The organism is Micromonospora sp. IBHARD004 (genome assembly GCF_052814115.1).
This window is the reverse complement of record NZ_CP199934.1, coordinates 3,570,631-3,596,602: the sequence shown is the minus strand read 5'-3', so window position 1 is coordinate 3,596,602 and position 25,972 is coordinate 3,570,631. Positions and strand designations below refer to the sequence as shown.

Annotated in this window: 29 protein-coding genes, 1 pseudogene and 2 riboswitches; of the genes and pseudogenes, 18 read left to right on the top strand and 12 right to left on the bottom strand. The window is 73.0% G+C overall.

All coding sequences use genetic code 11. The annotated features are described in order from the left end of the window. The first annotated feature begins 14 nt into the window (after positions 1 to 14). The 7 genes from odhI (at position 15) to ACTWO6_RS17550 (ending at position 5,451) form a co-directional block, all read left to right on the top strand. Complete coding sequence (gene odhI / locus ACTWO6_RS17580; RefSeq protein WP_446214911.1) at positions 15 to 467, top strand: oxoglutarate dehydrogenase inhibitor Odhl; 453 nt, start codon at positions 15 to 17, stop codon at positions 465 to 467. Positions 468 to 517: 50 nt separating this feature from the next. After that, the gene (ftsR, locus tag ACTWO6_RS17575) at positions 518 to 1,219 is read left to right on the top strand and encodes a transcriptional regulator FtsR (protein ID WP_446214910.1); all 702 of its coding nucleotides are present in this window, start codon (positions 518 to 520) and stop codon (positions 1,217 to 1,219) included. A gap of 210 nt (positions 1,220 to 1,429) precedes the next feature. After that, positions 1,430 to 1,894 (top strand): bifunctional nuclease family protein, encoded by a 465-nt coding sequence (locus ACTWO6_RS17570; RefSeq protein WP_446214909.1) that lies wholly within the window; start codon positions 1,430 to 1,432, stop codon positions 1,892 to 1,894. A gap of 207 nt (positions 1,895 to 2,101) precedes the next feature. Further along, positions 2,102 to 2,701 (top strand): MerR family transcriptional regulator, encoded by a 600-nt coding sequence (locus tag ACTWO6_RS17565; protein WP_446214908.1) that lies wholly within the window; start codon positions 2,102 to 2,104, stop codon positions 2,699 to 2,701. A gap of 484 nt (positions 2,702 to 3,185) precedes the next feature. Beyond that, positions 3,186 to 3,584, top strand: coding sequence for a group I truncated hemoglobin (locus tag ACTWO6_RS17560; RefSeq protein ID WP_446214907.1), 399 nt, complete (start codon positions 3,186 to 3,188; stop codon positions 3,582 to 3,584). A 2-nt stretch (positions 3,585 to 3,586) separates the two neighbouring features. After that, on the top strand, positions 3,587 to 4,762 hold the full coding sequence (locus ACTWO6_RS17555; protein ID WP_446214906.1) for a globin domain-containing protein: 1,176 nt from the start codon (positions 3,587 to 3,589) through the stop codon (positions 4,760 to 4,762). After that, positions 4,759 to 5,451 (top strand): DivIVA domain-containing protein, encoded by a 693-nt coding sequence (locus ACTWO6_RS17550; RefSeq protein WP_446214905.1) that lies wholly within the window; start codon positions 4,759 to 4,761, stop codon positions 5,449 to 5,451. The genes ACTWO6_RS17555 and ACTWO6_RS17550 overlap by 4 nt, the downstream gene beginning before the upstream one ends. 43 nt (positions 5,452 to 5,494) lie before the next feature. Here ACTWO6_RS17550 and ACTWO6_RS17545 read toward each other — a convergent pair whose 3' ends face one another. Together ACTWO6_RS17545 and ACTWO6_RS17540 are read right to left on the bottom strand one after the other, a co-directional pair. Continuing rightward, positions 5,495 to 6,199, bottom strand: a complete 705-nt coding sequence (locus ACTWO6_RS17545; RefSeq protein ID WP_446214904.1) for an SDR family NAD(P)-dependent oxidoreductase — start codon at positions 6,197 to 6,199, stop codon at positions 5,495 to 5,497. Positions 6,200 to 6,331: 132 nt separating this feature from the next. After that, positions 6,332 to 6,991, bottom strand: a complete 660-nt coding sequence (locus ACTWO6_RS17540) for an NAD(P)H-binding protein (protein WP_446214903.1) — start codon at positions 6,989 to 6,991, stop codon at positions 6,332 to 6,334. Between the two features lie 170 nt (positions 6,992 to 7,161). Between ACTWO6_RS17540 and ACTWO6_RS17535 the strand changes: the two genes are divergently transcribed. Continuing rightward, positions 7,162 to 8,049, top strand: coding sequence for an NAD-dependent protein deacetylase (locus ACTWO6_RS17535; RefSeq protein ID WP_446214902.1), 888 nt, complete (start codon positions 7,162 to 7,164; stop codon positions 8,047 to 8,049). Between the two features lie 126 nt (positions 8,050 to 8,175). Beyond that, positions 8,176 to 8,273, top strand: a riboswitch (glycine riboswitch). Positions 8,274 to 8,349: 76 nt separating this feature from the next. Further along, entirely contained in the window at positions 8,350 to 11,175 is a 2,826-nt protein-coding gene (gene gcvP / locus ACTWO6_RS17530) for an aminomethyl-transferring glycine dehydrogenase (RefSeq protein WP_446214901.1), read from the top strand. A gap of 122 nt (positions 11,176 to 11,297) precedes the next feature. Here the strand turns inward: gcvP and ACTWO6_RS17525 are convergent, their stop codons facing one another. Beyond that, entirely contained in the window at positions 11,298 to 11,498 is a 201-nt protein-coding gene (locus ACTWO6_RS17525; protein ID WP_088962150.1) for a DUF5999 family protein, read from the bottom strand. A gap of 123 nt (positions 11,499 to 11,621) precedes the next feature. Between ACTWO6_RS17525 and ACTWO6_RS17520 the strand changes: the two genes are divergently transcribed. Beyond that, complete coding sequence (locus ACTWO6_RS17520; protein ID WP_446214900.1) at positions 11,622 to 12,857, top strand: chorismate-binding protein; 1,236 nt, start codon at positions 11,622 to 11,624, stop codon at positions 12,855 to 12,857. Positions 12,858 to 12,883: 26 nt separating this feature from the next. Here the strand turns inward: ACTWO6_RS17520 and pip are convergent, their stop codons facing one another. After that, entirely contained in the window at positions 12,884 to 13,831 is a 948-nt protein-coding gene (gene pip / locus ACTWO6_RS17515; protein ID WP_446214899.1) for a prolyl aminopeptidase, read from the bottom strand. Between the two features lie 50 nt (positions 13,832 to 13,881). Between pip and ACTWO6_RS17510 the strand changes: the two genes are divergently transcribed. Continuing rightward, positions 13,882 to 14,403, top strand: coding sequence for a MarR family winged helix-turn-helix transcriptional regulator (locus ACTWO6_RS17510; protein ID WP_446214898.1), 522 nt, complete (start codon positions 13,882 to 13,884; stop codon positions 14,401 to 14,403). Positions 14,404 to 14,915: 512 nt separating this feature from the next. Next, on the top strand, positions 14,916 to 15,536 hold the full coding sequence (locus ACTWO6_RS17505; protein WP_446214897.1) for a hypothetical protein: 621 nt from the start codon (positions 14,916 to 14,918) through the stop codon (positions 15,534 to 15,536). A 461-nt stretch (positions 15,537 to 15,997) separates the two neighbouring features. Here ACTWO6_RS17505 and ACTWO6_RS17500 read toward each other — a convergent pair whose 3' ends face one another. Further along, complete coding sequence (locus ACTWO6_RS17500; protein WP_446214896.1) at positions 15,998 to 16,729, bottom strand: NAD-dependent epimerase/dehydratase family protein; 732 nt, start codon at positions 16,727 to 16,729, stop codon at positions 15,998 to 16,000. Between the two features lie 258 nt (positions 16,730 to 16,987). On the opposite strand from ACTWO6_RS17500, the gene ACTWO6_RS17495 reads away from it, so the two are divergent. Continuing rightward, positions 16,988 to 17,755, top strand: coding sequence for a TetR/AcrR family transcriptional regulator (locus tag ACTWO6_RS17495; RefSeq protein ID WP_446214895.1), 768 nt, complete (start codon positions 16,988 to 16,990; stop codon positions 17,753 to 17,755). 50 nt (positions 17,756 to 17,805) lie between these two features. Further along, a complete protein-coding gene (gene def, locus ACTWO6_RS17490) occupies positions 17,806 to 18,315 on the top strand; it encodes a peptide deformylase (protein ID WP_446214894.1) in 510 nt (169 codons plus the stop codon). Positions 18,316 to 18,345: 30 nt separating this feature from the next. On the opposite strand, the gene ACTWO6_RS17485 is transcribed toward def, so the two are convergent. Both ACTWO6_RS17485 and ACTWO6_RS17480 read right to left on the bottom strand, forming a co-directional pair. Further along, positions 18,346 to 19,125, bottom strand: coding sequence for a GNAT family N-acetyltransferase (locus ACTWO6_RS17485; RefSeq protein ID WP_446214893.1), 780 nt, complete (start codon positions 19,123 to 19,125; stop codon positions 18,346 to 18,348). 25 nt (positions 19,126 to 19,150) lie between these two features. After that, complete coding sequence (locus ACTWO6_RS17480) at positions 19,151 to 19,513, bottom strand: winged helix-turn-helix transcriptional regulator (RefSeq protein ID WP_446214892.1); 363 nt, start codon at positions 19,511 to 19,513, stop codon at positions 19,151 to 19,153. A 99-nt stretch (positions 19,514 to 19,612) separates the two neighbouring features. Here ACTWO6_RS17480 and ACTWO6_RS17475 point away from each other — a divergent pair, with 99 nt between their 5' ends. Continuing rightward, the gene (locus ACTWO6_RS17475; RefSeq protein WP_446214891.1) at positions 19,613 to 20,212 is read left to right on the top strand and encodes a malonic semialdehyde reductase; all 600 of its coding nucleotides are present in this window, start codon (positions 19,613 to 19,615) and stop codon (positions 20,210 to 20,212) included. Positions 20,213 to 20,257: 45 nt separating this feature from the next. Here the strand turns inward: ACTWO6_RS17475 and ACTWO6_RS17470 are convergent, their stop codons facing one another. Continuing rightward, positions 20,258 to 20,977: a sulfite exporter TauE/SafE family protein gene (locus ACTWO6_RS17470; protein WP_446220690.1), complete on the bottom strand. Its 720-nt coding sequence runs from the start codon at positions 20,975 to 20,977 to the stop codon at positions 20,258 to 20,260. Between the two features lie 249 nt (positions 20,978 to 21,226). On the opposite strand from ACTWO6_RS17470, the gene ACTWO6_RS17465 reads away from it, so the two are divergent. Beyond that, positions 21,227 to 22,006 (top strand): endonuclease/exonuclease/phosphatase family protein, encoded by a 780-nt coding sequence (locus ACTWO6_RS17465; protein WP_446214890.1) that lies wholly within the window; start codon positions 21,227 to 21,229, stop codon positions 22,004 to 22,006. Between the two features lie 59 nt (positions 22,007 to 22,065). Here the strand turns inward: ACTWO6_RS17465 and ACTWO6_RS17460 are convergent, their stop codons facing one another. The 3 genes and pseudogenes from ACTWO6_RS17460 to ACTWO6_RS17450 all read right to left on the bottom strand — a co-directional run. Then, positions 22,066 to 22,944: a bifunctional 5,10-methylenetetrahydrofolate dehydrogenase/5,10-methenyltetrahydrofolate cyclohydrolase gene (locus ACTWO6_RS17460; protein WP_446214889.1), complete on the bottom strand. Its 879-nt coding sequence runs from the start codon at positions 22,942 to 22,944 to the stop codon at positions 22,066 to 22,068. A 13-nt stretch (positions 22,945 to 22,957) separates the two neighbouring features. Next, a riboswitch (ZMP/ZTP riboswitch) is annotated at positions 22,958 to 23,041 on the bottom strand. Beyond that, the gene (locus tag ACTWO6_RS17455; RefSeq protein WP_446214888.1) at positions 23,040 to 24,065 is read right to left on the bottom strand and encodes a hypothetical protein; all 1,026 of its coding nucleotides are present in this window, start codon (positions 24,063 to 24,065) and stop codon (positions 23,040 to 23,042) included. Its footprint overlaps the riboswitch before it by 2 nt. Before the next feature lie 29 nt (positions 24,066 to 24,094). Beyond that, a pseudogene (locus tag ACTWO6_RS17450) lies at positions 24,095 to 24,328 on the bottom strand (MerR family transcriptional regulator); the annotation flags it as partial. 10 nt (positions 24,329 to 24,338) lie between these two features. Here ACTWO6_RS17450 and ACTWO6_RS17445 point away from each other — a divergent pair. Next, on the top strand, positions 24,339 to 24,464 hold the full coding sequence (locus ACTWO6_RS17445; RefSeq protein WP_446214887.1) for a hypothetical protein: 126 nt from the start codon (positions 24,339 to 24,341) through the stop codon (positions 24,462 to 24,464). Positions 24,465 to 24,531: 67 nt separating this feature from the next. On the opposite strand, the gene ACTWO6_RS17440 is transcribed toward ACTWO6_RS17445, so the two are convergent. After that, entirely contained in the window at positions 24,532 to 25,218 is a 687-nt protein-coding gene (locus tag ACTWO6_RS17440) for a TetR/AcrR family transcriptional regulator (RefSeq protein WP_446214886.1), read from the bottom strand. A 122-nt stretch (positions 25,219 to 25,340) separates the two neighbouring features. Here ACTWO6_RS17440 and ACTWO6_RS17435 point away from each other — a divergent pair, with 122 nt between their 5' ends. Then, positions 25,341 to 25,958, top strand: coding sequence for an NADPH-dependent FMN reductase (locus tag ACTWO6_RS17435; RefSeq protein WP_446214885.1), 618 nt, complete (start codon positions 25,341 to 25,343; stop codon positions 25,956 to 25,958). Positions 25,959 to 25,972: the final 14 nt, after the last annotated feature.

Below are 25,972 nucleotides of genomic sequence, written 5' to 3'. Positions count from 1 at the left end.
GTGAGGTGGTCCCCATGACGCGCCCAGACGACGAGTTCCCCCCACTCGACGTCACTTCGACGCTCAATCTCGGCTCGCTCGACGAAGTGCTGGAGGGTCCGGACACCGATGTGGTGCCGAGCCGGATGGCCGGTTCGTTGCCGCCGGGGATGGCGCTGCTGGTGGTTCGCCGGGGTCCGAACGCGGGCGCCCGGTTCCTGTTGGACCACGATGTGACGACGAGCGGCCGGCACCCGGACAGTGACATCTTCTTGGACGACGTGACGGTGTCGCGGCGGCACGCGGAGTTCCACCGGGACGGTGGCACGTTCACGGTGCGGGACGTGGGCAGCCTGAACGGCACGTACGTGAACCGGGAGCGGGTCGAGGCGGCCACGTTGAGCAATGGTGACGAGGTGCAGATCGGCAAGTTCCGGGTGGTGTTCATCGCCGGTCCGCGCCCGGAGGAGGAGGCCGGCCGGGGGTGAACGAGCCTGCGGCTTCGACGCCGCCCGGGGCGGCCCGGTCCCACCCGCTGATGAGTATCGGTGAGGTGCTGGGGCAGTTGCGGGTGGAGTTCCCGGACGTCACCATCTCGAAGTTGCGGTTCCTGGAGACCGAGGGTCTGGTGGAGCCGCAGCGGACGTCGGCGGGGTATCGGAAGTACAGCTGGGACGATGTGGCGCGGTTGCGGTTCGTGCTGACCGCGCAGCGGGACCAGTACCTGCCGTTGCGGGTGATCCGTGACCAGTTGGCGGAGTGGGACGCGTCGGGTGGGGCGTCGGGTCGGCAGCGGCCGACGTTGGTGGCGGTCGGTCCCGGTGGTGAGGTGCCGGGTCAGCGTGAGCAGGAGCCGGTCGAGTCGTCGGAGCTGCGCCTGGGGCGGGCGGAGCTGATCTCCCGTAGTGGGATCGACGAGTCGACGTTGGGTGAGTTGGAGCGGCTCGGTGTGCTGGTGTCCGATCCGGCGGGTTGGTTCGACGCGGACGATCTGATCATCGCGCGGGCGGTGGCGGGGTTGGCGGCGTACGGGCTGGAGCCGCGGCATCTGCGGGGTTACCGGACGGCGGCGGATCGGGAGGTCGGTCTGTTCGCGCAGTTGGTGGCGCCGTTGGCGCGGCAGAGTGATCCGGCGGCGCGGTCCCGGGCGGCGGAGACCGCTCGGGAGTTGGTGGTGTTGTCGCAGCAGTTGCACGCGGCCCTGGTGCGGGTGGGGTTGCGGTCGACGTTGGGTCGGTGACGGTGGGGCCGGGTGTCGATGACGCCCGGCCCTTCGTTGCGTGAGAGCGGAAAGATCTGCCCCGGGAAGCGTGTCGTAGGCTTGCCGGGGTAACCCCTTTCTGGCGAGACGCGTGGTGCACGTAGCGCATGGGACGCCCGTGTCGCGGTCCGTGTACCGTGCAGGGAAGGGCGCGGTGCGGGCGTAGGTGACAACGACACGGAGGCGGCGGTGCGCGAGCTGAGCGTGGTCGGAGTTCGGGTGGAGCTGCCCAGCAACCAGCCGATCGTCCTGCTGCGGGAGGTCGAGGGTGACCGCTATCTGCCGATCTGGATCGGCGCGGTCGAGGCGACGGCGATCGCCTACGAGCAGCAGGGGGTCAAGCCGGCCCGGCCGTTGACGCATGATCTGTTGCGGGATGTGCTGGCGGCGTTGCAGGCGCCGTTGCGGGCGGTGGAGATCACCGAGTTGAAGGAGAACGTCTTCTACGCCGATCTGCTGATCGGGGACGGTGTGCGGGTGTCCGCGCGGCCGAGCGATGCCATCGCGTTGGCGTTGCGGGTCGGGGCTCCGATTCGTTGTGCCGAGCAGGTTCTCAGCGAGGCGGGGATCGTGATCCCGGACGAGCAGGAGGACGAGGTGGAGAAGTTCCGCGAGTTCCTGGATCAGGTGCGGCCGGAGGACTTCGCGGGCTGAGTCCCGTCCCGGTCGGGTGTCGTCGGCCGACGACCTGTCGTCACGGTGGGTGACGGTGTGGTGTCGTTGGTGATCTTCCGGGTGGCTGCGCGGCGTGTCGCGTCGGTTCGTCCGTGGTAACTCCTGAGGGCCGCTATAGGGTTGCGGTGTCGAGGGGCGCACGTCCGGAAAACGGCGTGTCGCCGCACGGGCGGGGAGGTTGTCCGGATGCACGAGCCGCGAGATCCTGATCCAGGTACGCCGCAGCAGTCGGCCGGGCCGTCGCCCGGCCCGGGCACCGAGGGTGATGGTGCGGTGGGCTACCGGGGTGTGACCGCCTGCCAGGCGGTGGGTATCAGCTATCGGCAGTTGGACTACTGGGCCCGGACGGGGCTGGTGGTGCCGAGCGTGCGGGACGCGTCGGGTTCGGGGACGTCCCGGTTGTACTCGTTCCGCGACCTGGTGGTGTTGAAGGTCGTGAAGCGGCTGCTGGACGCCGGGGTTTCTCTGCAGAACATCCGCAAGGCGATCGAGGCGTTGCGGTCGCGTGGGGTGGAGGATCTGGCGGGGATCACGCTGATCTCGGACGGGACGACGGTGTACGAGTGCCGGTCGCCGGAGGAGGTGGTCGACCTGTTGCAGGGCGGCCAGGGCGTGTTCGGCATCGCGATCGGCGGGGCGTTCAAGGAGATCCAGGGGTCGCTGTCGCACCTGCCGGCGGAGCCGGCCGGGCAGGAGCCGACGGCGTCGGCACCGACGCCGCCGGAGGCCTCGGAGCCGGTGGGGGACGAGTTGGCGGCGCGGCGGGCGCGGCGTCGGGCGGGTTGACCCGCCGGGGGTGCTTGTCGGATCGCGTCGTGGCGGGTGCCCGGCGCGATTCGTTTTTTGGTTACGGGCTGTGTTCGGTGGTGGGTTGCGCCGGTGGGGTCGGCCCGGTTGACGGGCGGAACCCCGGGGGCGGGTCGCCGGGTTGGTGAGGTCGCCGCTGGTCAGGCGGCCGGAGAGCGGTTTCGGGGTGGCTCGCCCGGGTCCTGTCCGATATGGATCCTTGTGTGAGGTGACCGGCGCAGGGAGCTTAGCCCAAGGTGACCGTCCCGTCGCCGCAAGTGGACCATAGTGGGTGCAATTCTGACTGTCCGTAGTCGATTGTTGTCGGGAATCCGATAGGGCGGCCGTGACCCGATCCGCCCGACACGCTATGGTCCGACACGGTCGCTGCCGCATGGACGTCACCGCACACCCGGTGACGCACACGTCGGCTGCCGGTACCCCTCCGCGGCGAAGCCCGCGTGACCCACCCGGAAGGAACGACATGACGGTCACGGAAGAGATCACTCCCAGCTCCCACTACGAGCGCATCGGCGGTGCCGGTTCGGTCAAGGCTGCGGTCGAGCTGTTCTACGACAGGGTGCTCGTCGACCCGGACCTGGCCGGCTACTTCACCGAGGTGAACATGGTGGAGCAGCGGCGGCACCTGGCGCTGATGCTGACCGTGGTGCTCGGCGGGCCGAACGAGTACTCCGGTCGGGGGCTGGCCGAGGCGCACCAGCCGCTGAACATCCCGGTGGAGCACTACGTCAAGGTCGGTGAGCACCTGACCGCGACGCTGACCGAGCTGGGGGTGCCGGCGGACATCCTCGCCGACGTGCAGGTCGTGCTGGGGCAGGTGCAGGACCAGGTGGTGGCCTCCGAAAGCCGGCAGGGCGCCTGAGCGTGGACACGGCACGGCTCAAGCAGAGCTGGTCCCTGGTCGCCGCGCACGGCGACCAGGTGCCGCTCTACTTCTATTCCACGCTGTTCCTGACGCATCCGGAAACCCGGCAGATGTTCCCCACGAACATGGCCGGGCAGCGGGATCGGCTGGTCACCGCGTTAGGACACATCGTGTCCAACGTGGACCAGGTGGACCGCCTGGTCGGGTTCCTGCAGGATCTCGGCGCCGACCACCGCAAGTTCGCGGTGCAGGCCGAGCACTACCCGGCGGTCGGTGAGGCGCTGCTGGCGACGTTGCAGCACTTCCTGGGCGAGGCGTGGACCGGGGAGCTGGCCCAGGACTGGGCGGGCGCGTACGGGCTGGTCTCGCAGGTGATGATCGAGGCCGCGGAGGCTGCCGAGGCGGTGAACCCGCCGTGGTGGGTGGCCGAGATCGTCGGGCACGAGCGCCGGACGTTCGACGTGGCGGTGCTGACATTGCGGCCGCAGTACCTGCTGCCGTTCACGCCGGGCCAGTCGATCGGGGTGTCCCACCCGGCGGCGCGGACGTGGCGGTACTACTCGCCGGCCAACGCGCCGCGCGCGGACGGCACCCTGGAGCTGCACGTGCGGGCGGCGCCGGGTGGCGCGGTCTCGTCACGGCTGGTGTACGGGTGCGCGGTGGGCGACCAGATCCACCTGGCGGCGCCGGTGGGGGATCGGATGCTGCTGTGGTCGGCGGGTCCGAGTGACCTGCTGCTGCTGGCCAGCGGCACCGGCTGGGCGCCGGTGAAGTCGTTGGTGGAGCAGATCGCCGCGGAGGGCTCCCGCCGCAAGGTGGACCTGTACGTGGGTGCCCGCTCGCACCACGAGTTCTACGACAACGACACGATCGACAAGTTGGCGTCGTCGTATCCGTGGTTGACCGTCACCTACGTGGTGGGCATGGATCTGCGCCGGCCGGGTGAGTTCACGCAACCGGCGGACCGGGCGTTGGCCGACGGGGACTGGCGGTCCCGGCACGTCTACATCTGCGGTTCCGACGAGATGGTCTCCCACTCGGTGACCACGTTGACCGAGGCCGGCTACCACGCCGGGCAGTTGCACCACGAGGGTTTCGGCAAGCACTGGTACGGCCCGGCGTGGCGGACGGCGGTGGACCAGTCCGCCCCTGACAGTTCCGGAGGTGTCCGGTGAGCGCGACCCCGATCAGCAGGTACGACGGAGTGCACATCTCCGGTGGTGTGCAGGTGCGGATGACCTCCGACCGGGTGCGTCGCTGGGAGTTCGGCACCGCGTCGTTCACCCGGCGCGGCTACGACCACGCCGACGTGGACCGGTTCCGGATGCAGGTGGCCGACGAGCTCGATCTGCTGTCCGCGCAGATCGACAACCTGCGGGCGGAGAACGAGCGGCTCAACGATCACGTGGAGCTGCACCGCCACGGGGTGATCCCGAGCACCGACGCGTCGGTGAAGCTGCCCGCGGCGAAGGAGGTCAACCTGCTGTCGGCGGCGCAGCGGGAGGCCGAGCAGATCATCGCGCAGGCCCACGACTACGCCCGGCGGGTCGCCGAGTACGCCCGGATGCAGTACGAGAGCTACCTGCGGGCGGCGGAGGAGGAGGCGAGGCAGGAGGCCGAGCGGGCGGTGGCGGAGTACCGCAGCAGCGCCGGCGCGAACTTCGACGACTCGGTGGCGGCGCGGGAGGCGTTGCGGATCTTCGGCGAGATGATGATCTCGCACATGCAGGCGGCGGCCCGGCATCTCGACGACGGCAGTGAGCAGCTGGCCCGGACGATGGACCGGATCGTCCGGGAGACCGGGGGCGCGGCGCCGGTGAGCGGCGGGCAGCCGCAGGTGGCCCTGCCCCGCCACCACCGCTGAGCCGGGGTCGGCCCGCCGTCCGCCATCGGCGGGCTGGCCCCGCTCACCAGGGCAGCGGACGGCCGTCGCGGAAGAACCCGCCGGTGGGTCCGTCGTCGGGGATCCGCACCGCCCACAGCACGCTGGCGGCGCCTTCGGCGACGGTGCGGGGCGCGGCGGGTCCGCCCATGTCGGTGGCGACCCAGCCGGGGCAGACCGAGTTGACCAGGACGCCGTCGCCGGCGAGCTGCGCGGCGAGCAGCCGGGTCAGCGCGTTCAGGGCCGCCTTCGACATCGCGTACGCGGGGGCGGCGGCGCCCATGCCGGTCAGCGAGCCGCTCTCGCTGGAGACGTTGACGATCCGCCGGCCGGGTGAGCGGTGGCGCATCAGCGGGGCGAGCGCCTGCGCGACCCGCCAGGCGCCGAGGGCGTTGACGTCGAGGGTGTCGCGGACCAGGTCGAGGTCCGCCGAGAGCGGGTCCTGCCAGGTGTCGTAGGTGACGGCGGCGTTGTTGACCAGCACGTCGAGGCGGCCGTGGTGCTGGCGCAGCCAGCCGGCGAAGCGGGTGACGCTGGCGGGGTCGGCGACGTCGAGTGCGGCGACGGTGACGTCGCCGGTCATGCCGCGGGCGGCGGCGCGCCCCTTGTCGACGTCGCGGACGCCCAGCACGGTGCGGTGGCCGTCGGCGGCGAGCTGGGCGGCGACCTCGCGGCCGATGCCCCGGTTGGCGCCGGTCACCACGGCGACCGGGCCCGTCTGGTCTCCCACGGTTGGGCAGTCTGGCACGCCGGGGCGGCGGTGTCAGCCGGTCGGCGGGAAGCCCCCGGGCTGGTGGCCGGGGACGGGTGGGCGGGATTGCGCCTCCGGGTCCTTGCACAGGGACCGGTCAGCCGGGGCGGGTCAGCGGGCGGTGACCGCCCGGACGGCCTCGCCGATCGGGGTGTCCCCGCCGACGAGTTCCAGGGTCAGCCCGGTCGTGGCCGGGTCGTCGAGGAGGGCGAGCAGCACGTGGGCGACGTCGGCGCGGCTGACCGCGCCGGGTTCGACGTGCCGGTCCAGCCGGATCCGGCCGGCGGGTCCGTCGTCGGTGAGCCGGCCCGGGCGCAGCACGGTCACGTCGAGGTCCCGGCCGGTCACCTCCGCCTCGGCGGCCTTCTTGGCCCGCAGGTACGCCGCCCACACCTCGTCGGTGCCCGGCGCGGGCGGCTGCTCCACGCCCATCGAGGAGACCAGCAGGTAGCGGCGGACCCCGGCGCGGGCGGCGGCGTCGGCGAGCAGCACCGCGGCGGCCCGGTCGACGGTGTCCTTGCGGGCGGCGCCGCTGCCCGGGCCGGCGCCGGCGGCGAAGACCACCGCGTCGGCGCCGGTCAGGTGCCCGGCGACGGTGTCGACGTCGCTGTGTTCCAGGTCGCAGACGACCGGTTCCGCGCCGGCGGCGCGCAGCACCGCGGCGTGGTCGGGGTTGCGGATCAGGCCGACGGCGCTGTCACCGCGCCCGGCCAGGTCCCGTTCCAGCAGCTTGGCGATCTTGCCGTGGCCTCCGGCGATGACGACGCGCATGCCCCCAACCTAATCGCCGGGCCCGCCGCCCGCCGCGCTCCCGGTGAGGGCCGGCACCGCCGGCCGGGGCCGGACCTGGGCGGGCGGTCGAGCGCACGGTGGTGAGGCCGGTCACCGGCCCGTCCGGGCGGCCGGTCGTCGTTGCCCGCCGGGTGAGGCAGCATGGACGGGTGACGGAGACGTGGGACGCGTTGGCCGGGCTGGTGGGCGCCGGTGACGTCGTGGTGCTCAGCGGGGCCGGGTTGTCCACCGAGTCGGGGATCCCGGACTACCGGGGCCCCAGCGGCGTGGCCCGCCGGCACACCCCGATGACCTACCAGGCGTTCACCCGCGACCCCGACGCGCGGCGGCGCTACTGGGCGCGCAGCCACCTGGGCTGGCGCACCATCGCCTGGGCGGCGCCGAACGCCGGGCACCGGGCGGTGGCGCGGCTGCAACGCGCCGGCCTGGTCACCGATGTGATCACCCAGAACGTGGACGGGCTGCACACCGCCGCCGGCAGCGGCGCGGTGGTGGAGCTGCACGGCCGGCTCGACGAGGTGGTCTGCCTCGACTGCGGCAACCTGACCTCCCGGGAGGAGCTGGACCGGCGGCTGCGGGAGGCCAACCCGGGCTTCGACGGGCACGTCGCCGCGGTCAACCCCGACGGCGACGTGGAGCTGCCCGACGAGGCGGTGACCGGGTTCCGCACGGTCGACTGCGGCATCTGCGGCACCGGCATGCTCAAGCCGGACGTGGTGTTCTTCGGCGAGACCGTGCCCGCCGCCCGGGTCGCCGACTGCTTCTCCCGGGTCGAGCGGGCCCGCGCGCTGCTGGTGCTCGGCTCGTCGTTGACGGTGATGTCGGGCCGGCGGTTCGTGATCCGGGCGGCGAAGCTCGGCATCCCGGTGGCCATCGCCAACCAGGGCCCCACCCGCGGTGACGACTACGCGGCGTTGACCGTCGACGCGCCGCTGGGGCGGCTGCTGCCCGCGCTGGCCGACCGGCTGGGCGCCGGCCCCGCCGGGGACGCCACCTCGGGCGCGGTGCCGGCGGGGGTGGCCCCGGCCGCCCGCTGAACCCCAGCGGCCGGGCCGGCGGGTCGCCGGCCCGGGCACGGGGCACCTTCGACGTGCCCTTGATGCTGTGGCGGGGGTACGACATCCGCCGGCAACACCGGCGCTGGTAGCGTTGACCATGCCGGTACCACCCACGCGGGAGAGACCGCCCAGCAGCACCGGGCGGCGCCGAAGGGGCAGATTCCTCCCCGGAACCTCTCAGGCAAAAGGACCTCGTGGGCAGGCGCTGTGGAGCGCTTCGCGCGTGACTCAGGGGGAGGCCGACCTGTCGACCTCGCCCCCACAAGGAGCGCAGCGAACATGACCGCTGAGCAGTTCGCCGACCGTCACATCGGCCCGGACCCGGACGACGAACGCCGCATGCTGGAGACCGTCGGCTACGACTCGGTCGACGAGCTGATGGACGCGGCGATCCCCGAGGTGATCCGCTGGCACGGCACCCTCGACCTGCCCGCCCCGGCCAGCGAGCGGGAGGCTATCGCCGAGCTGCGCGCCCTGGCCGACCGCAACACCGTCGCCGTCTCGATGATCGGGCTGGGCTACCACGGCACCCACACCCCGGCGGTGATCCGCCGCAACGTGCTGGAGAGCCCGGCCTGGTACACCGCGTACACGCCGTACCAGCCGGAGATCAGCCAGGGCCGGCTGGAGGCGCTGCTGAACTTCCAGACCATGGTCACCGACCTGACCGGGCTGGCCACCGCGAACGCCTCCATGCTCGACGAGGGCACCGCGGCGGCCGAGGCGATGACCCTCGCCCGCCGCGCCGGCAAGAGCAAGAGCCCGGTGTACGTCGTGGACGCCGACACCCTGCCGCAGACCCTCGCGGTGATCACCAGCCGGGCGGAGCCGCTCGGCATCGACGTGCGGGTGCTCGACCTGGGCGTCGACGAGCTGCCGGCCGAGTTCTTCGGCCTGCACCTGCAGTACCCGGGCGCGTCCGGGGCGGTGCGCGACCACGCCGGGCTGGTCGAGGCCGCGCACGCGGTCGGGGCGCTGGTCACCGTGGCCGCGGACCTGCTGGCGCTGACGCTGCTGCGCCCGCCGGGGGAGATCGGCGTCGACATCGCCGCCGGCACCACCCAGCGGTTCGGCGTTCCGATGGGCTTCGGTGGGCCGCACGCCGGCTACCTGGCGGTACGGGCGGGCCTGGAGCGGATGCTGCCCGGCCGCCTGGTCGGGGTGTCCCGCGACGCGGACGGCAACCCGGCCTACCGGCTGGCGTTGCAGACCCGCGAGCAGCACATCCGGCGGGAGAAGGCGACCAGCAACATCTGCACCGCCCAGGTGCTCCTCGCGGTGATGGCCGGCATGTACGCCGTCTACCACGGCCCGGACGGGCTGCGGGTCATCGCCCGGCGGACCCACGACATGGCGGTGCGGCTCGCCGCCGGGCTGCGGGGCGTCGACGGCGTCGAGGTCGTGCACGACGCGTTCTTCGACACCGTCCTGGCGCGGGTCCCCGGCCGCGCGGAGGCGGTCGTCGCCGACGCCGCCCGGCGTGGGGTGAACCTGCGGCTGGTCGACGCCGACCACGTCGGCGTCTCCTGCGACGAGACCACCACCGCGGCGCACCTGCGGAAGGTGTGGGACGCGTTCGGGGCGCCCGCCTTCGACGGCGCCGCCGGTGACGCGCTGCCGGACGATCTTCGTCGCACCTCGGACTTCCTCACCCACCCGGTGTTCCGCAGCCACCACTCGGAGACGGCGATGCTGCGCTACCTGCGGCGGCTGTCGGACTTCGACTACGCCCTGGACCGGGGCATGATCCCGCTCGGGTCGTGCACGATGAAGCTCAACGCCACCACCGAGATGGAGGCGATCACCTGGCCGGAGTTCGCGCACCTGCATCCGTTCGCGCCGGAGTCGCAGACCGTCGGGTACCGGGAGCTGATCGGGCAGCTGGAGGCGTGGCTGGCGGAGGTGACCGGCTACGACGCGGTCAGCGTGCAGCCCAACGCCGGGTCGCAGGGTGAGCTGGCCGGGCTGCTGGCCATCCGGTCCTACCACGCTTCCCGGGGTGCGGGGCACCGCGACGTGTGCCTGATCCCGTCGTCGGCGCACGGCACCAACGCGGCGTCCGCGGTGATGGCCGGCATGCGGGTGGTCGTGGTGGCCTGCGACGCCGACGGCAACGTCGACCTGGTCGACCTCGACGCGAAGATCGACAAGCACCGCGACGCCCTCGCGGCGATCATGGTGACGTACCCGTCCACGCACGGGGTGTACGAGACGGGCATCGCGCAGCTCTGCGCGAAGGTCCACGACGCCGGCGGCCAGGTGTACGTCGACGGCGCGAACCTCAACGCGCTGGTCGGGTTCGCCAAGCCCGGCAAGTTCGGCGCGGACGTGTCGCACCTGAACCTGCACAAGACGTTCTGCATCCCGCACGGCGGCGGCGGCCCGGGTGTCGGCCCGGTCGCGGTCCGCGCGCACCTGGCGCCGTTCCTGCCCGGTGACCCGCTGGGCGTCCACGTCGACGGCAAGCCGGCCATCTCGGCGGCGAAGTACGGGTCGGCGGGGATCCTGCCGATCCCGTGGGCGTACCTGCGGATGATGGGCGCCGAGGGGTTGACCCGGGCGACCGGGGTGGCGGTGCTGGCCGCGAACTACGTGGCGGCGCGGCTGCGCAACCACTTCCCGGTGCTGTACGCCGGCAACAAGGGCCTGGTGGCGCACGAGTGCATCCTCGACCTGCGGCCGCTGACCAAGGCGACCGGGGTCAGCGTCGACGACGTGGCCAAGCGGCTCATCGACTACGGCTTCCACGCCCCGACGATGTCGTTCCCGGTGGCGGGGACGCTGATGGTGGAGCCGACCGAGAGCGAGGACCTGGCCGAGCTGGACCGGTTCTGCGACGCGATGATCGCCATCCGGGCGGAGATCGACAAGGTCGGCTCGGGGGAGTGGCCGGCGGGGGACAACCCCCTGGCGAACGCGCCGCACACCGCGGCGATGGTCTCCGGCGACGAGTGGCCGCACCCGTACCCGCGGTCGGTGGGCGCGTACCCGGGGACGGTCGACCGGATGGCGAAGTACTGGCCGCCGGTCCGGCGGATCGACGGGGCGTACGGCGACCGGAACCTGGTCTGCTCGTGCCCGGCGCCGGAGGCGTTCGAGAGCTGAGCCGGGCTGCGCCGGGGCGGTGGTCGTGCCGCCCCGGCCGGCGCGCCGACCTGGGGAGGGCGGTCCCCCCGCGGGGGACTAGCCTGGGTCGGCGGAAACGCTCGGTTACGTTGAGTGATCAGTTAGGCGACGAGGGCGTGCCGGGCGGGACCGCGGTGAGGGGCGATGGTGCTGCCGTCGGGGAGCAGTTCACCGGTGTCCTCGAAGACGATGACACCGTTGCAGAGCAGGCTCCAGCCCTGTTCACGGAAGCAGGCGATGACCCGGGCGGCTTCACGGTCGGTCGCCTCGGCGGAGGGGCAGGTGGGTTGGTGCTGGCACATCGGGTTCTCCGGACTGTGGGGGCACTGTGTCATGGTTCACATGACCAGTGACGCACAGTACCAAGCGAAACTGCGCGGTATCGAGCAGCCATCCGTCTTGTTCACCGGAAATCCACTGAACGGATGAGGAAGAATGAGCCAACCGGTGTGGAAACGCTCCCACAGGCGTTGATAGACGTACCCGGAACGCCGGACGACTGCCGCGGCCGGCTCCTCGAGCGGGCCCGGCTGGAATGGCGCTGCGGGGACGGCGGCGACCCGGCCGCGCTGGCGCAGGAGTTCCTCACCGGCCACGGCGTCGCCGTCGCCGACCTGGGCCGCCCGGCCCGCCACGACCCTGACCGGGTGTGCGGCGCCGCCCTGTACCTCTCCGCCGCCGCCGGTGCGCTGCTGGCCGGCGGCGCGCCCGCGGCGGTCACCCCCGTGCCGGCACTGCCCGACCTGGTGGTCGTCGTCTACGGCCACACCGACCGGCACCGGCCGGCCACGCGCGCCGCGGGCCCCGGCACGCCGGCGACCGCCGCCCGGCGGCCCGACCCGGCAGAGCGGTGGTGGCTGGGGCGGTGGCGGGAGAGCTGGACCCCGGCCCAGCACGCCGACGCCGTCGAGGCGGTCCGCGCCGCCATCGGCCGGGGCGACGTCTACCAGGTCAACCTGGTCGGGCACGCCGCCGCGCCGTACGCCGGCGACCCGCTGCCCGCCCTGGCCCGCCTCGGCGCGCTGCCCGGCGCCCGCTACGGCGGCACGCTGTCGGGCCTGGACTGGGCGATCGGCTGCGCCTCCCCGGAGACCCTGGTCGAGGTCGACGGCGGACGACTGGTGACCCGGCCGATCAAGGGCACCCGGCCGGCCACCGCCGCCGGCCGGCGGGAGCTGCTCGCCTCGGTTAAGGAACGCGCCGAGCACGTGATGATCGTCGACCTGGAGCGCAACGACCTGGCCCGGGTGGCCCGTACCGGGTCGGTGCGGGTCGACGAGCTGTTCGCCGTACGGCGGTGGTGCGACCTGTGGCAGGCCGAGTCGACGGTGTCGGCGGCGGCCGCCGACGGCCTGGGCCTGGCGGAGCTGCTGCGGGCGGTCTGCCCGGGCGGGTCGGTGACCGGGGCGCCGAAGCTCGCCGCGCTGGACCGGATCGCGGCCTTGGAGCCGGTCGGTCGGGGGGCCAGCATGGGCGCGTTCGGCTGGGTGGGCTCCGGCCGGATCGACCTGGGCCTGACCATCCGCACCGCCGCCGCGGACGCCGACCGGCTGCACGTGTGGGCCGGCGGCGGCATCACCTGGGGCAGCGACCCGGCGGCGGAGGTCGCCGAGGCGGCGGCGAAGGCCGCCCCGGTGCGCGCCCTGCTCGCCGCCGGCTGACCGGCCCGCGTCTCCCCGGAACGCGGTCAGCGGTGCCGGAACTCGTCCAGCGCCGCCACGACGGTCTCGGTCATGCCGTGGCCGGTGCCGTGCCCACCGCTCTCCACGATCTCCAGCCGGGCGTCGGGCCAGGCCCGGGTGAGCTGCCAGGCGATGTCCGGCGGGCCGCTGACGTCGAGCCGGCCCTGCACCAGCACGCCCGGGATGCCGGCGAGCTTGCCGGCGTCGCGCAGCAGCGACCCGTCCGGCATGAACCCGCCGTTGGAGAAGTAGTGGGTGACCAGCCGGGCGAACCCCATCCGGAACACCGGGTCGGCGTAGCGGGGGCTGGGCCGGTAGCCGCCGGCCAGGGAGACGTGCACGTCCTCCCAGGCGCACCAGTCGCGCGCCGCCCGGTCGCGCACCTCGGGGTCCGGGTCGGCGAGCAGCCGGGCGTACGCGGCGGACAGGTCGCCGTCGCGGTCGGCCTCCGGCACCCCGTCGCGGAAGCGGGCCCACTCCTCGGGGAAGATCCGGCCCATGTCGCGGGTGACCCACTCGATCTCGCGGCGGGTGTTGGCCACCACGCTGAACAGCGCCAGCGCGGTGACCCGCTCGGGGTGGCGCTGGGCGTACGCCAGGGCGAGCGAGGAGCCCCAGGAGGCGCCGTGCAGCAGCCAGCGGTCGATCCCGAGGTGGACGCGCAGCCGCTCCATGTCGGCCAGCAGGTGGGGCGTGGTGTTGACCGACAGGTCCACGGCCGGGTCGCTGGCGTGCGGGGTGCTGCGCCCGCAGCCGCGCTGGTCGAACAGGACGATCCGGTAGGCGGCCGGGTCGAACATCCGGCGCCAGCCGGGGGTGGCGCCGGAGCCGGGCCCGCCGTGCACGACCAGCGCGGGGCGGCCGTCGGGGTTGCCGCAGGTCTCCCAGTACACGCGCTGGCCGTCGCCGACGTCGAGCATGCCGTGGGCGTACGGCTCGGTCGGTGGATACATCCCGGTTCCCTCCCGCGGACAAATACAACAGCGCTGTTACATTAGCGGACGTGACCGCAGCCCCCGACCGCGAGGCGCTGGGCACCCTGCTGCGCCACGTGCTGGAGCTGCTCGACGGCGACGTCGCCGCCGTCTACGCCGACCTGGGCCTGGCCGACTACCGGCCGCGCTTCTCACCGCTGGTGCGGGTGCTGGTGACCGACGGCCCCCTCGCCATCCGCGACCTCGCCGCCCGGGTCGGGGTCACCCACTCCGCGGCCAGCCAGACCGTGGCCCAGATGAGCCGCGCCGGACTGGTCACCCTCGCCCCCGGCGCGGACGCCCGGCAGCGCATCGTCACGCTCACCGACCGGGCGTACGCGCTGCTGCCGGCGGTCGAGGCCGAGTGGGCGGCGACCACGACCGCGATGCGGCACCTCGACGCCGAGCTGCCGGTGCCCCTGGCCGACGAGCTGTACGCGGTCCTCGCCGCGCTGCGCCGCCGGCCGCTGCGCGACCGGATCGCCGACACCGGCCTGGCACCGGCCGGCCCGGGCGATGACGGGGCAGCGGCCGCCACCGGCACCAACTAACCTGCCTGGCTGCCCTTGCGCCTCCATACGTCCACCACCAGAAGGGCACCGCGGCCGGCGAGCCGGGCAGCGACCAGGTCCGGTTCCAGGTGCACCCGCCGCCCGGCCACGTCGAGGCCGAGTCATGATCAGCCAGGATAGGCGGTGGTCGCCGCGGTGGCGCGGCTCGCGCGCCGAGTCCGGCGTCCGTCGGGCGGCTCGTGTCAGCCGACCGGGATCCCCTCGGTCGCCTCGCGCCGCAGGGCGGCACCGCGCCGGACCAGCACCGCAACCGTCACGGCGGCGACCGGCGCCACCCAGGCCATCGACCAGAGCGCCGTCCGTAACCGCAGGGCCGCTCGGTCGGGGTGGAGATCACATGACCGGCAGCGGACCCGCCAGCCGGTTGCGGGGTGCGTGGCTACCGGCCGGCGGAGCGGTTCCAGGGGGGAGCGGGGCAGGGCGGTGCCGGCGAGCGGCCGGCGGCGGCGCGGACGACGGCGCCCGGGCGCGCAGGGCGGCCGGGAGACGGTGTGTACGGGTGCCGGCGGGGGCACGACCGGTTGCCGGCCGATCAGCCAGCAGAGGAAGCGGGCCATTGCCGCTCAGCCCATCGGGAGGCGCTGACCGCCACCGAGTGGGACGCGACCGGCCGCGCCGACTGCGCGCTGGCCGACAAGGACCTGGTCACCCTCGGGTTCGACGGCTCCCGGGACTTCGATGCGACCGCGCTGGTCGCCTGCCGGGTGTCCGACGGGCACCTGGAGCTGCTCGAGTGCTGGCAGCCGCCGGAGCAGCTGCCCGGCGCCACTGCCAAGGTGTCGAAGCAGGCCCGGGCGGCCAAGCGCCGCCGCGAGGAGGGCGGCGTGGACGTCGCCGTCGACGACATCGTCAACGACGCGCCCGCCTGGCAGGTCGACCGGGTCGCCGTGGACGCCGCGGTGGCCGAGGCGATGAAGCGCTTCGTCGGCGTCTACTGCGACCCCGCGCACTGGCAGGAGTACGTCGACAAGTGGACCGCCGAGTACGGCGACAAGATGCCGGTCAAGGCCAGCGTCGCGGGGCCGCTGGAGTGGTGGACGAACCGGCCGCGGTTCATGGTTCTCGCCCTCGAGCGCTTCCACGAGGCGTACGCCGCGAAGCGGGTCCGCTGAAAGACACCGCGCGCCGCCCTCGGCGGGGTGGGCGGCGCGCGGCTCACGTTGGACGGAAGGGCCGGGGTCGTTGCCCTCGGCGGTTCACGCCTGGGGCGGCCGGGTGCAGACGTCCTTCGGACCCCGACCTTCCGCGCGGTGAACAGTACGGGCGCCCACTGACACTCGGGCGCCGGCTATGGCGGATTTAAGCCGCCACTAAGCCGTCGATTAGCCATGGCCGTTAGCTCACCGAGGAGGTGCGCGGCGTGCCGCCCCGCTCTGTTGAGCCATGCCAGCCCGGATGGGACGGGCGGGACCTCCACCGCTCCCGGCCGCCTTCGATGATCCGGGGTTGCCTCTTTTGTCAAGCCGACGCGACGTCGGTTACCAAAGGGGTATGTTAAAGGCATTCCGGGCAGATCGCTATGCCCTGGCACGTCGGCGAACCAGTGAGCTCGGACGCTGCGGTTGAAGGAGACTCACGGTGGTCGTCGCCATGCGTCCGACGGTCGGCTCGAAACCCGCCCAACCACGCCCCAGGACGAGCGGGAAGTTCTTGTCGGTGGGCGATCAGAGGCTGTACGTCTGCGGCCGAAGATCATCGTGGGTCGACCCTCGAGCAGGGTCGAGGCGAAGATGGACACGACTCCCGCCTCCCCGTGCGGATCCTGGCGCGGTCCGTAGACGTTTCCGAGAGCCAGCGCCGTCGTCTGCAGACGGTGCAGGTGGCGGTACACGCGCAGGTAGGTCTCGCCGCATACCTTGGCGGCGCCGTACGGAGAAACCGGATCGACGAGCGCGGACTCGTGGACGGGGTACCTCGGTTGATCCCCGTAGATGGTGCCGCCCGATGAGGCGAAGACGAGCTTGCGGGCACCGCTTGCCCGGGCACTCTCCAGCACGGCCAGGGAGCCGAGCACGTTGCGGCGGGCGTCCCCGACCGGGTCCGCCACGCTGTGGCGTACGTCCATCTGGGCGGCCAGGTGGAAGAACACCTCCGCCCGGTACGACGTCATCTCCCGACGCGCCATGTCGGCGACCACGTCGGTCTCGAGGAAGGTGAGGCGTGGGTCATCGACCGATCCGGCAAGGTTGTCGAGATGGCCAGTGGAGAGGTCATCCACGGCGAGCACGCTGTGGCCGTCGCGCAACAGGCGGTCCACCAGGGTCGAGCCGATGAACCCGGCCGCTCCCGTCGTCACGACGCGCACGGCACACCCCGCCCCTGACCGGTTCGTCCACGCCCGTTGCCGGTGGCGGCAAGTGGCCAGCCTGGAGTTTCCTGTCCGGGGAACGGCTGGTGCGCGCGGGACGTGGTCAACGGTCCCGGTCGACAGGTTCGGGCACACGGGGAGGGGAAGAACTACTCACCGGCGGATTGGCGCCTTCCGGCCAACCCGGACGTTATCACCCGTTAGGGCGGTATACATCCGGAATCCACCACATCAGCAGTCGCTACAGTGACCGGGGTGACCACCGAGTACAGCGGCACCGGCGATCCCGCCCGCAGCCTCGCCCTGCTCTGGCGCACCCGGGAGAAGTCCAGCCGCCGCGGCGGTGACCTGAGCGTCGACCGGATAGTCCGGGCGGCCATCGAGGTCGCCGACGCGGAGGGGCTGGCCGCGCTGTCCATGCGCCGCGTCGCCGAGCGCCTCGGTGTGGGCACGATGTCGCTCTACACGCACGTGCCCGGCAAGGGTGAGCTGCTCGACGTCATGCTCGACACCGTCTACGGCGAGACAGCCCGACCGCAGGACGTCCCCGGCGGCTGGCGCGGCCGGCTGGAGCAGATCGCCCGGGAGAACTGGGCGCTCTACCTGCGCCACCCGTGGCTGCTCCAGGTCGCCACCACCCGCCCCCCGCTCGGCCCGAACATCACCGCCAGGTACGAGTACGAGTTGCGCGCGGTCGACGGCATCGGCCTGACTGACCTGGAGATGGACTCCGTCATCACCCTCGTGGGCGGCTACGTCCACGGCGCGGTACGCGGCGCGGTGGAGGCCGCCCAGGCCGCCCAGCGCACCGGGATGACCGAGCAGCAGTGGTGGCATGCCCACGCCCCCTACCTGGAGAAGGTGCTGGACCCGCGGCGGTTCCCCCTGGCCGCCCGGGTCGGCACCGCCGCCGGGCAGGAGTACCAGGCCGCGAGCGACCCGGCCCGGGCCTTCGAGTTCGGCCTGGCGCGCATCCTCGACGGCATCGAGGTCCTCGTCCGCGACCGGCCCGCCGACGCCTGACCGGCGGGTGCACGCGCCGGCGGCCGTAACGGACGGCTAGCCTTCCGGGCATGACTATGCGCCCGATCCGGATCATCGGCGACCCTGTGCTGCGCACCCCGTGCGAGCCGGTGACCAGCTTCGACGCCGACCTGCGCGCCCTCGTCGCCGACCTGATGGACACCCTGCTCGGCGCGCCCGGCCGGGCCGGCGTGGCCGCCCCGCAGATCGGGGTGAGCGCGCAGGTGTTCGTCTACGACGCCGACGGCCACCGCGGGCACATGATCAACCCGACGCTGGAGCTCTCCGAGGAGCCGCAGGACGACGACGAGGGCTGCCTGTCCATCCCCGGGCTGTACTTCCCGACCACGCGGGCGATGCACGCCACCGCGCACGGCTTCGACCAGCATGGGCAGCCGCTGACCATCGCCGGCAGCGGCTTCCTGGCCCGCGCCCTGCAGCACGAGACCGACCACCTGCGGGGCCGCCTCTACGTCGACACGCTGCGCGGCGACACCCGCCGCAAGGCGCTGCGGGAGATCCGCGCCGGCCGCTTCGACTCACCCAGCCGGCGCCGCTGACCTGGCGTGGCGGCGGGACGTGACAGACCGTCACACCCGACCGAGGGCGGTCAGCTCGTACTCGCCGTAGTCGGCGACCCGGGTGAAGCCCAGCCGCTCGTACAGCCGCACCGCCGTGGCGTTGTCCACCTTCACGTTCAACGTGACGTGGTCGACGCTCGCGCGCAGCCGCCCGCACAACGCCGCCACCGCCGCGCCGGCCAACCCCCGCCCCCGTACCCGGGGGTGGGTGGTGACGTTGCCCAGCGCCGCCACCCGCCAGGTGGGGGACCAGACGTGCACGCCGGCCACCGCGACAAGGTCACCGCCCTGCCGGATCCCCACGTACTGGCCGGTGTCCAGCATCCGCGGATCGAACCAGTTGCCCGGATACGCCGCGGCGTACAGCTCGTGCAGCTGCGGTAGGTCCGCCGCCGACAGCGGCTCACCGGCCGGCTGGACCGCCGCAAGGCGCGCCGGATCGGTCAGTGCCATCTTGAGGTGCGCCGTGGCCGCGTCGACCCGGAACCAGGGCGCCAGCACCGGGCCCAGGCCGGGGGACAGGTGCGCGTACAGGCGGGCCGGCAGCAGCGGCGCCAGCTCGGTCAGCAGCTCCGCCAGCTCCGCGGTCCGTTCCGGTGGCGCGAACGCCAGCAGCGTCGGCGGGTCGACACCGTGGTAGAGCAGCGCCACCTGCTCCCCGCGGCGGAACCACGAGGTGTACGGCCAGAAGAAGTCGTCCAGGTCGCCCAGCTGGTACGCGTGCAGCACCGGGTCCCGGCCCAGCAGGTCGGCCAGGACGGCCCGGTCGTGTTCGGCGCGTACGGGCATCGGATGATGATCACACAGGCGCCGGTCAGCAGCCCGGGCGGCGTCCCGGTTCGACGGGCAGGTTCTCGTGGGCCCAGCGCGCCAGGGCGTCCAGGGCGGGCAGCAGCGCCGCGCCCCGCTCGGTGAGCTGGTAGCTCACCCCCAGCGGCGGCCCCTCCCGCACGGTGCGGGAGACCAGCCCGACCCGGGCCAGTTCGCCGAGGCGGTCGGAGAGCACGGACTCGCTGATCCCGGGCAGCGCGCGGGTCAGCTCGGCGAAGCCGGCCGGACCGTTGGCCAGGGTGCCCAGCAGCACGCCGTTCCACCGCTTGCCGAGGAACGCGAACGCGGTGGCGAGCCCCCCGTCGCACATGCGCGCCGTACCGCCGGCGTCCGGCCTGACCGTCATCCCCACAGAATACCGGCGACCCCCACACGGGAAGGGGCTACTAAAAAGCTAGCTGCTACCGTTGCGGGAGTTACCCCTCCTGTCAGAGCGAGGACCCTGATGAGCGACCTGATCACCCTGCACCCCGAGGCGCAGGCGCAGCTGTTCACCGACGCCCGCACCGCCAACACCTTCACCGACGAGCCCGTCACCGACGAGCAGCTGCGGGCCATCTTCGAACTCGCCAAGTACCCGCCCACCGCCGCGAACACCCAGCCGCTGCGGGTGCTCTACGTCCGCGACGGCGAGCCCCGCGAACGGCTGCTCACCCACATGAACGAGGGCAACCGGGCCAAGACCGCCAGCGCCCCCGTCGTCGCGGTGCTGGCCGCCGACACCGACTTCCACGAGTTCATCCCGCGGGTCTTCCCGATCCGCGCGCAGATGCGCGACGCCCTCGCCGGCGACGTGCAGGGCCGCGAGCGGATGGCGCGGTTCAACGCCACCCTGCAGATCGGCTACTGGCTGCTCGCCGTCCGGGCCGCCGGGCTGGCCGCGGGACCGATGGGCGGCTTCGACGCCGAGGGCCTCGACAAGGAGTTCTTCGCCGACAACGGCTGGAAGTCCGTGCTCGTGGTCAACATCGGCAAGCCCGGCCCGGACGCCTGGTTCCCCCGCCTGCCCCGCCTCGACTACGACGACGTCGTCAAGCACGCCTGACCCGCCGCCGCGCCGGTCAGCGCGACCGCCGGCCCAGCAGCCGCCTCAGCCGGCCAGCCACTGGTCGTAGCCCAGCTTCCCGACCAGGGCCAGCACCACCACCAGCAACACCACCCGCACGAAGCCGGAGCCGCGCCGCAGCGCCATCCGCGCGCCCAGCGCGGCTCCGGCGACGTTGCACACCGCCATCGCCGCGCCCAGCAGCCACCACACGTGCCCGGTGCACGCGAACACCACCAGCGCACCCAGGTTCGTCCCGGCGTTGACCACCTTCGCCATCGCCGAACCGTGCACGAAGTCCGCCCCGATCAGCGCGGTGAACGCCAACACCAGGAACGTTCCCGTACCCGGGCCGATCAACCCGTCGTACAGGGCGATGCCCAGCCCGGCCACCGCCACCGCCGCGACCACCCGCCGCGGAGTACGTCGCGCCGGCTGCGCCACGACCCCCAACCGGGGCCGCGCCAGCACGAACAGCGCCACCGACACCAGCACGACCAGCACCACCGGCCGGTACGCCCCGGCCGGCACCGCCCCCGCCAGGGCCGCGCCGAGCCCGGCCGTCACCACCGCCAACGCCGCCGCCGGCCCCGCCACCGCCCAGTCCAGCTTCGTCCGCCGCGCGTACGTCACCGCCGCCGTCGACGTGCCGAAGATCGCGGCCAGCTTGTTCGTGCCCAACGCGGTCGCCACCGGCACCCCCGGCGCGGCCACCAGCAGCGCCGGCAGCAGCAACAGGCCACCCCCGCCGACCACCGCGTCCACCCAGCCCGCCATGGCGGCCGCGGTCAGCAGGGTGGTCAGCGACAAGGGGTCCACGGGCGGCCATTCTGCCCACCCCGGCGGACCGGCGAGACCACCTGTGGCCAGGCTCACCGCCCCGCCGCGAGCCTCACCGGCCCCGCCGCCGCCGCAACCACAGACCGGCCGACGCCACCGCCACGAACACCAGCACCGAACACACCAACGCCTTGAGCACCCGGCAACCCTGGCATGGAGACGTAGGGTGTGCACGTGCGCCTGGCCACCTTCAACCTGCTGCACGGGCGATCCCTTACCGACGGACTCGTCGACCCCGACCGGCTCACCGCCGCCGTCACCGCCCTCGACGCCGACATCCTCGCCCTGCAGGAGGTCGACCGCGACCAGTCCCGCAGCGGCAACCTGGACCTCACCGCCATCGCCGCCCGCGCCCTCGGCGCCCCCGAACACCGCTTCGCCGCCGCCGTCGTCGGCACCCCCGGCGAACAGTTCCGGCCCCTGACCCACGACGACGACGGCCACGGCGAACCCTGCTACGGCATCGGCCTGGTCAGCCGCCACCCCGTCCGCTCCTGGCAGGTCACCCGGCTACGCCCCGCCCCCGTACGGTCCCCGATCTACGTCCCCGGCCCCGGCGGCGGGCTCATCCTGCTGCGCGACGAACCCCGCGTCGTCCTCGCCGCCGTCCTGGACACCCCGCACGGCCCGGTCACCGTCGCCGCCACCCACCTGTCCTTCGTCCCCGGCTGGAACATCCTCCAACTGCGCCGCGTCGTGCGCGCCCTGCGCGCCCTGCCCGCCCCGCGGATCCTCCTCGGCGACCTCAACCTCCCCGCCGGACCCGCCGCGCTGCTGTCCCGGTGGCGCCCCCTCGGCCGGCGCCCCACCTACCCGGCCGGGCAACCCCGCGTCCAGCTCGACCACATCCTCGCCGACCGGCAGGGCCTCGACCGGCTCCCAGCCGTCACCGCCGTCGACACCCCGCTGTCGGCGATCTCCGACCACCGGCCCCTCGTCGTCGACCTCGGCTGAGTCGACCTCGTACCCTGCGAGGGTCGGACCACGGCCAGCGCGGCGGAGAGCGTCGCGGATCAGCCCATCCCGGCGGCCCGCTGCGCCGCCCGCACCGCGTTGCGGAACAACATCGCCACCGTCGTCGGACCCACCCCACCGACCCGCGGGGTGATCGCCCCCGCCACCTCGGCGCACGATTCGTCCACGTCCGGCAGCAACCGCCGCCCCTCGTACCGGACCCCGCCGCCGACCACCACCGCGCCGGGGCGCACATGCTCCGGCTGGATGATCCCCGGCACCCCCGCCGCCGCCACCAGGATCTCCGCCCGCCGCGTGTACCGCGGCCAGTCCGCCACCCCGGTGTGCACCACCGTCACCGCCGCGTTCGCCGTCGGCCGCTTCTGCGCCAACAGCATCGCCAACGGTCGACCCAACGTGGCGCCCCGACCCAGGATCACCACCTCCCGGCCCGACACCGGCACCCCGTGGAACGCCAGCAACGCCTCGATCCCCGCCGGCGTACACGGCAACGGCCCCGGCAGCCCCAACGCCAACCGGCCCATGTTCACCGGGTGCATCCCGTCCACGTCCTTGTCCGGATCCAGGACCTGCAACGCCCGGTCGTAGTCCAGGTGCGCTGGGATCGGATGCTGCACCAGCACCCCGTGCACGTCCTTGTCGGCGTTGAAGTCCTCCAACACCCGGTGCAGATCCGCCTGCGACGCCGACGCCGGCAGATGCACGTGCGGGGAGGAGAACCCCAGCTCCGCCGCCTGCCGCTGCTTGATCCGGATGTACCCGGCACTCGCGTCGTCGTCGCCCACCAGCACCGTCGCCAGCGCCGGCGTCACCCCCGCCGCGCGCAGCGCCAGCACACCCTCGGCGACCTCCGCCAACACCTGCTCCGCCACCGGCTTACCGGCCAGAATCCGGGCCGTCGAACCCGTAGAAGACATGGCTCACCCCGCCCGCGGAGGCCCAGGCGGTCGACCCCCGCGACGAGCTCCCCGATGGTTACTGCCATCCCCGGTGCCGCCAGTCGCGTCAGCGGTCAGCCTGCCACATCCCACCCGCCGACCGCACCCGACACCGCCCACCAGCCCGGCAGCGCCGCCAACAACTCGTCCGCCCGCCGCCGCCGGTCCGCCGCCGACAACACCCCCAGATCCGCCACCGCCGCCTCGAACGCCGGCCGCAACGCCACCTCCCGCTCCGGGGCGTCCGCCGCCAGGATCGCGTGGCAGCGGGCGTACGTCACCACGATCCAGAACATCGCCTCCCGGTGCCGCCCCGCCGCGATCAACTCCGCGCCGCCGTCCACCACCACCGCCCGCGCCGCCGGGCTCACGTCCGCGCTGAAGGCGAACCGGGTCCGCGCCACCCGCGCCGCCTCGTCGAACGTCGCCGCCAACCCGGCCAGCTGCCCCCGCACCCGCTCCGGACCCACCCCGCCACCGTCCAACGACGCCAACAGCTCCGGATACCGGTCGGCCAACCCGTGCGCCGCCAGCACCTCCCCGGCCAGCACGTACCGCCGCCGCACCGTCGGGTTCCGCAACCCCGCCACCACCGGCAGCAGCGCCACCACCGACGTCGGAAACAACCACGCCAGCACCTGCTCGTGCAGCGGCGCCGCCGCGTCCAGCACCCGCAGCCCGTCCTCCACCCGGCGGCGCACCCCCGCACACCGCCGCCGCACCCACACCGGATCGGCGAACCCCGCCGCCACCCGGTCCCGCACCGCCGCCAACCGCCCCGTCGGATCCAGCACCACCGTGTCCGTACGGAAACACGGCGCGAACACCCACGACCCCAGCACGTCCTCCGGCGACCCCAGGTCATCCCAGGTCAGCGCCGTGACCTCCAGCAGCACCCCGGCGCGGCGGAACTTGCCCACCTTCGCTGCCGGCTCGTCACGCACCACCACCACGTCCACGTCCGACGACACTGGCAGCACCGCCTCGTCCGGCAACCCCACCGTCGACCCGCTGAAGAACGCACCCCGCACACCCGGATCCCGCCGCGCGTGCTCCCGTACCCAGTCGACCGCCACCGCCCGCGCCTCGCCCACCCGCATCCAGCGATCCTGCCACCGGCCGGAACCAGTCAAAGTCCGGCCGTCTCGAGGTAGTCGGCGAGGCGGCCGGAGGCGACCAGCATCGCGTGTCCCCGGGCGGCCAGCCGCTGCCGCCAGGCGTCCACGGACGCAGCCAGGGGCCCGGTGCCGTCGGCAGCACGCACCTGCTGCATGACGGTCGCTATGTGTTCCAGCAGGTAGCCGCCCCGGCGCAGCAGGTTGGCCAGCTCGGCATCACGGACGTCGTCCGGGCCGTACAGGCGTTGCCGCGTTGTGGAGCTGCAGGCCGAAAGCCGCCATCAGCACCTGGCCAGCCTCGGGCACTACGTACGCCTCGGCGAGGAGACCTCCGCCCGCGTCACCGCCGAGCACTACCCCGCCGCCCGCCGCCGACGCTGAGGAGGACCGCGGGCCGGGGGCCGAGCCTCGACCGATTGCCGGGTTCCGGTTTGAGGGCGGCTCCAACTCAGCCCGCAGAGCCGTACGCCCGCAGGAACGCGCGTACTCCGGCGGCGGTCAGCCGGTCGGCCTCCTCCGGCGGGAGCGGGCTGACCCCCCAGTAGGACCGTTGCGTGATCTCGGTTGAGATCAACGCCATGAAATGGGCGGCGGCCTGGGCCGGGCTGCCGTGGACGTCGATCAGGCCACGATCGCCCAACGCGGCCATGGCAGACGCCACCTCGCGGTCCACCACGCGCGGTCCGGCCTCCTGCCAGGCATCCAAGACCTCGGCCGGGATGTGCCCGGCTTCCGCGTAGATGTGCCGCACCAGCGAGAAGTGGTCGCGGCAGTCCGTTATCAGGCCGACCCAGGCGCGGGCCAGAGCGAGCAGGTCACGTTCAAGGTCGTCAGGATGCGGCGGACGCTCCGGGTCCAGGTACCTCCGCAGCTGCGCGAGCTGCTCGTCCCTGACCCGCTCTGCGCTCATATGCATGATGGAGCGGAACAACTCCTCCTTCCCACCCGGGAAGTGGTTGTAGATGGTGCGAGTCGAGGCGCTGGCCTCGGCGGCGATCGTGTCGATGCTGGCCCGGGAGTAGCCGTCCCGTCCGAAGACCTCGCACGCGGCCTGCATGATCGCTGTCGCCTTGTCCACCCGGCCCCGCCGCGGCTGGGCCGTCCTTGTCTTGTCCTCTGAGCCCGTGCCGGTCATCGCTTCATCTCCCACATGTCGATCAAGGCCGATTACAATGATCGTTTTATCTTTTGCAATACCCGTTGTATGCTACCTGAGGTGCAGCGAATCGTGGCAATGAAACGAGAGGGGAGACCGCGATGTCTGACTTCGCACCTTCGAACGACCCCGCGCTCCGGGTCGCCGTCATCATCGGAAGTGCTCGTGGCGGCGGCGCCGGCCTGTCGGTCGCCGAGTGGTTCACCGGCCATGTGGGCCACCGCCCCGACATCGATCTGGACGTTGTCGATGTCGCCGGCCTGGATCTTCCCGTGTCCATGCCCGGGTGGGACGGCCTTCCCGCCCCCGCGCCGGGGACTCAGGCCGCTCTCGCCGACGTCAGCCCACGGCTGGCCGCCGCCGAGGCGTTCGTCGTCGTCACGCCCGAGTACAACCACAGCTTTCCGGCCTCGTTGAAGAACCTCATCGACTGGCACTACACCCAGTGGCAGGCCAAGCCGATCGGCTTCGTCTCCTACGGCGGGTTGAGCGGCGGGCTTCGCGCCGTCGAGCAGCTTCGTCAGGTCTTCGCCGAGCTGCACGCCATGACTGTGCGCGACTCCGTCAGCCTGCACGGGCCCTGGTCCGGGCTGGGCGAGGACGGCAGACCGCTCGACCCGGTGGTCCTCGAGAGCGCCGCCAAGAACATGGTCGACCAGCTGTTGTGGTGGGGCCGCGCGCTGCGCACCGCTCGCGCCGAGCACCCGTACGGTATGTGACGGGGGGCTGAGCA

What these genes read in the sequence shown, in the direction of transcription:
- odhI (WP_446214911.1), top strand. Translation starts at nt 15, where the DNA reads ATGACGCGCCCAGACGACGAGTTCCCCCCACTCGACGTCACTTCGACG.
- ftsR (WP_446214910.1), top strand. Translation starts at nt 518, where the DNA reads ATGAGTATCGGTGAGGTGCTGGGGCAGTTGCGGGTGGAGTTCCCGGAC.
- ACTWO6_RS17565 (WP_446214908.1), top strand. Translation starts at nt 2,102, where the DNA reads ATGCACGAGCCGCGAGATCCTGATCCAGGTACGCCGCAGCAGTCGGCC.
- ACTWO6_RS17560 (WP_446214907.1), top strand. Translation starts at nt 3,186, where the DNA reads ATGACGGTCACGGAAGAGATCACTCCCAGCTCCCACTACGAGCGCATC.
- ACTWO6_RS17540 (WP_446214903.1), bottom strand. Translation starts at nt 6,991, where the DNA reads ATGCGCGTCGTCATCGCCGGAGGCCACGGCAAGATCGCCAAGCTGCTG.
- gcvP (WP_446214901.1), top strand. Translation starts at nt 8,350, where the DNA reads ATGACCGCTGAGCAGTTCGCCGACCGTCACATCGGCCCGGACCCGGAC.
- ACTWO6_RS17525 (WP_088962150.1), bottom strand. Translation starts at nt 11,498, where the DNA reads ATGTGCCAGCACCAACCCACCTGCCCCTCCGCCGAGGCGACCGACCGT.
- ACTWO6_RS17520 (WP_446214900.1), top strand. Translation starts at nt 11,622, where the DNA reads ATGAGGAAGAATGAGCCAACCGGTGTGGAAACGCTCCCACAGGCGTTG.
- pip (WP_446214899.1), bottom strand. Translation starts at nt 13,831, where the DNA reads ATGTATCCACCGACCGAGCCGTACGCCCACGGCATGCTCGACGTCGGC.
- def (WP_446214894.1), top strand. Translation starts at nt 17,806, where the DNA reads ATGACTATGCGCCCGATCCGGATCATCGGCGACCCTGTGCTGCGCACC.
- ACTWO6_RS17485 (WP_446214893.1), bottom strand. Translation starts at nt 19,125, where the DNA reads ATGCCCGTACGCGCCGAACACGACCGGGCCGTCCTGGCCGACCTGCTG.
- ACTWO6_RS17480 (WP_446214892.1), bottom strand. Translation starts at nt 19,513, where the DNA reads ATGACGGTCAGGCCGGACGCCGGCGGTACGGCGCGCATGTGCGACGGG.
- ACTWO6_RS17475 (WP_446214891.1), top strand. Translation starts at nt 19,613, where the DNA reads ATGAGCGACCTGATCACCCTGCACCCCGAGGCGCAGGCGCAGCTGTTC.
- ACTWO6_RS17460 (WP_446214889.1), bottom strand. Translation starts at nt 22,944, where the DNA reads ATGTCTTCTACGGGTTCGACGGCCCGGATTCTGGCCGGTAAGCCGGTG.
- ACTWO6_RS17455 (WP_446214888.1), bottom strand. Translation starts at nt 24,065, where the DNA reads ATGCGGGTGGGCGAGGCGCGGGCGGTGGCGGTCGACTGGGTACGGGAG.
- ACTWO6_RS17440 (WP_446214886.1), bottom strand. Translation starts at nt 25,218, where the DNA reads ATGACCGGCACGGGCTCAGAGGACAAGACAAGGACGGCCCAGCCGCGG.
- ACTWO6_RS17435 (WP_446214885.1), top strand. Translation starts at nt 25,341, where the DNA reads ATGTCTGACTTCGCACCTTCGAACGACCCCGCGCTCCGGGTCGCCGTC.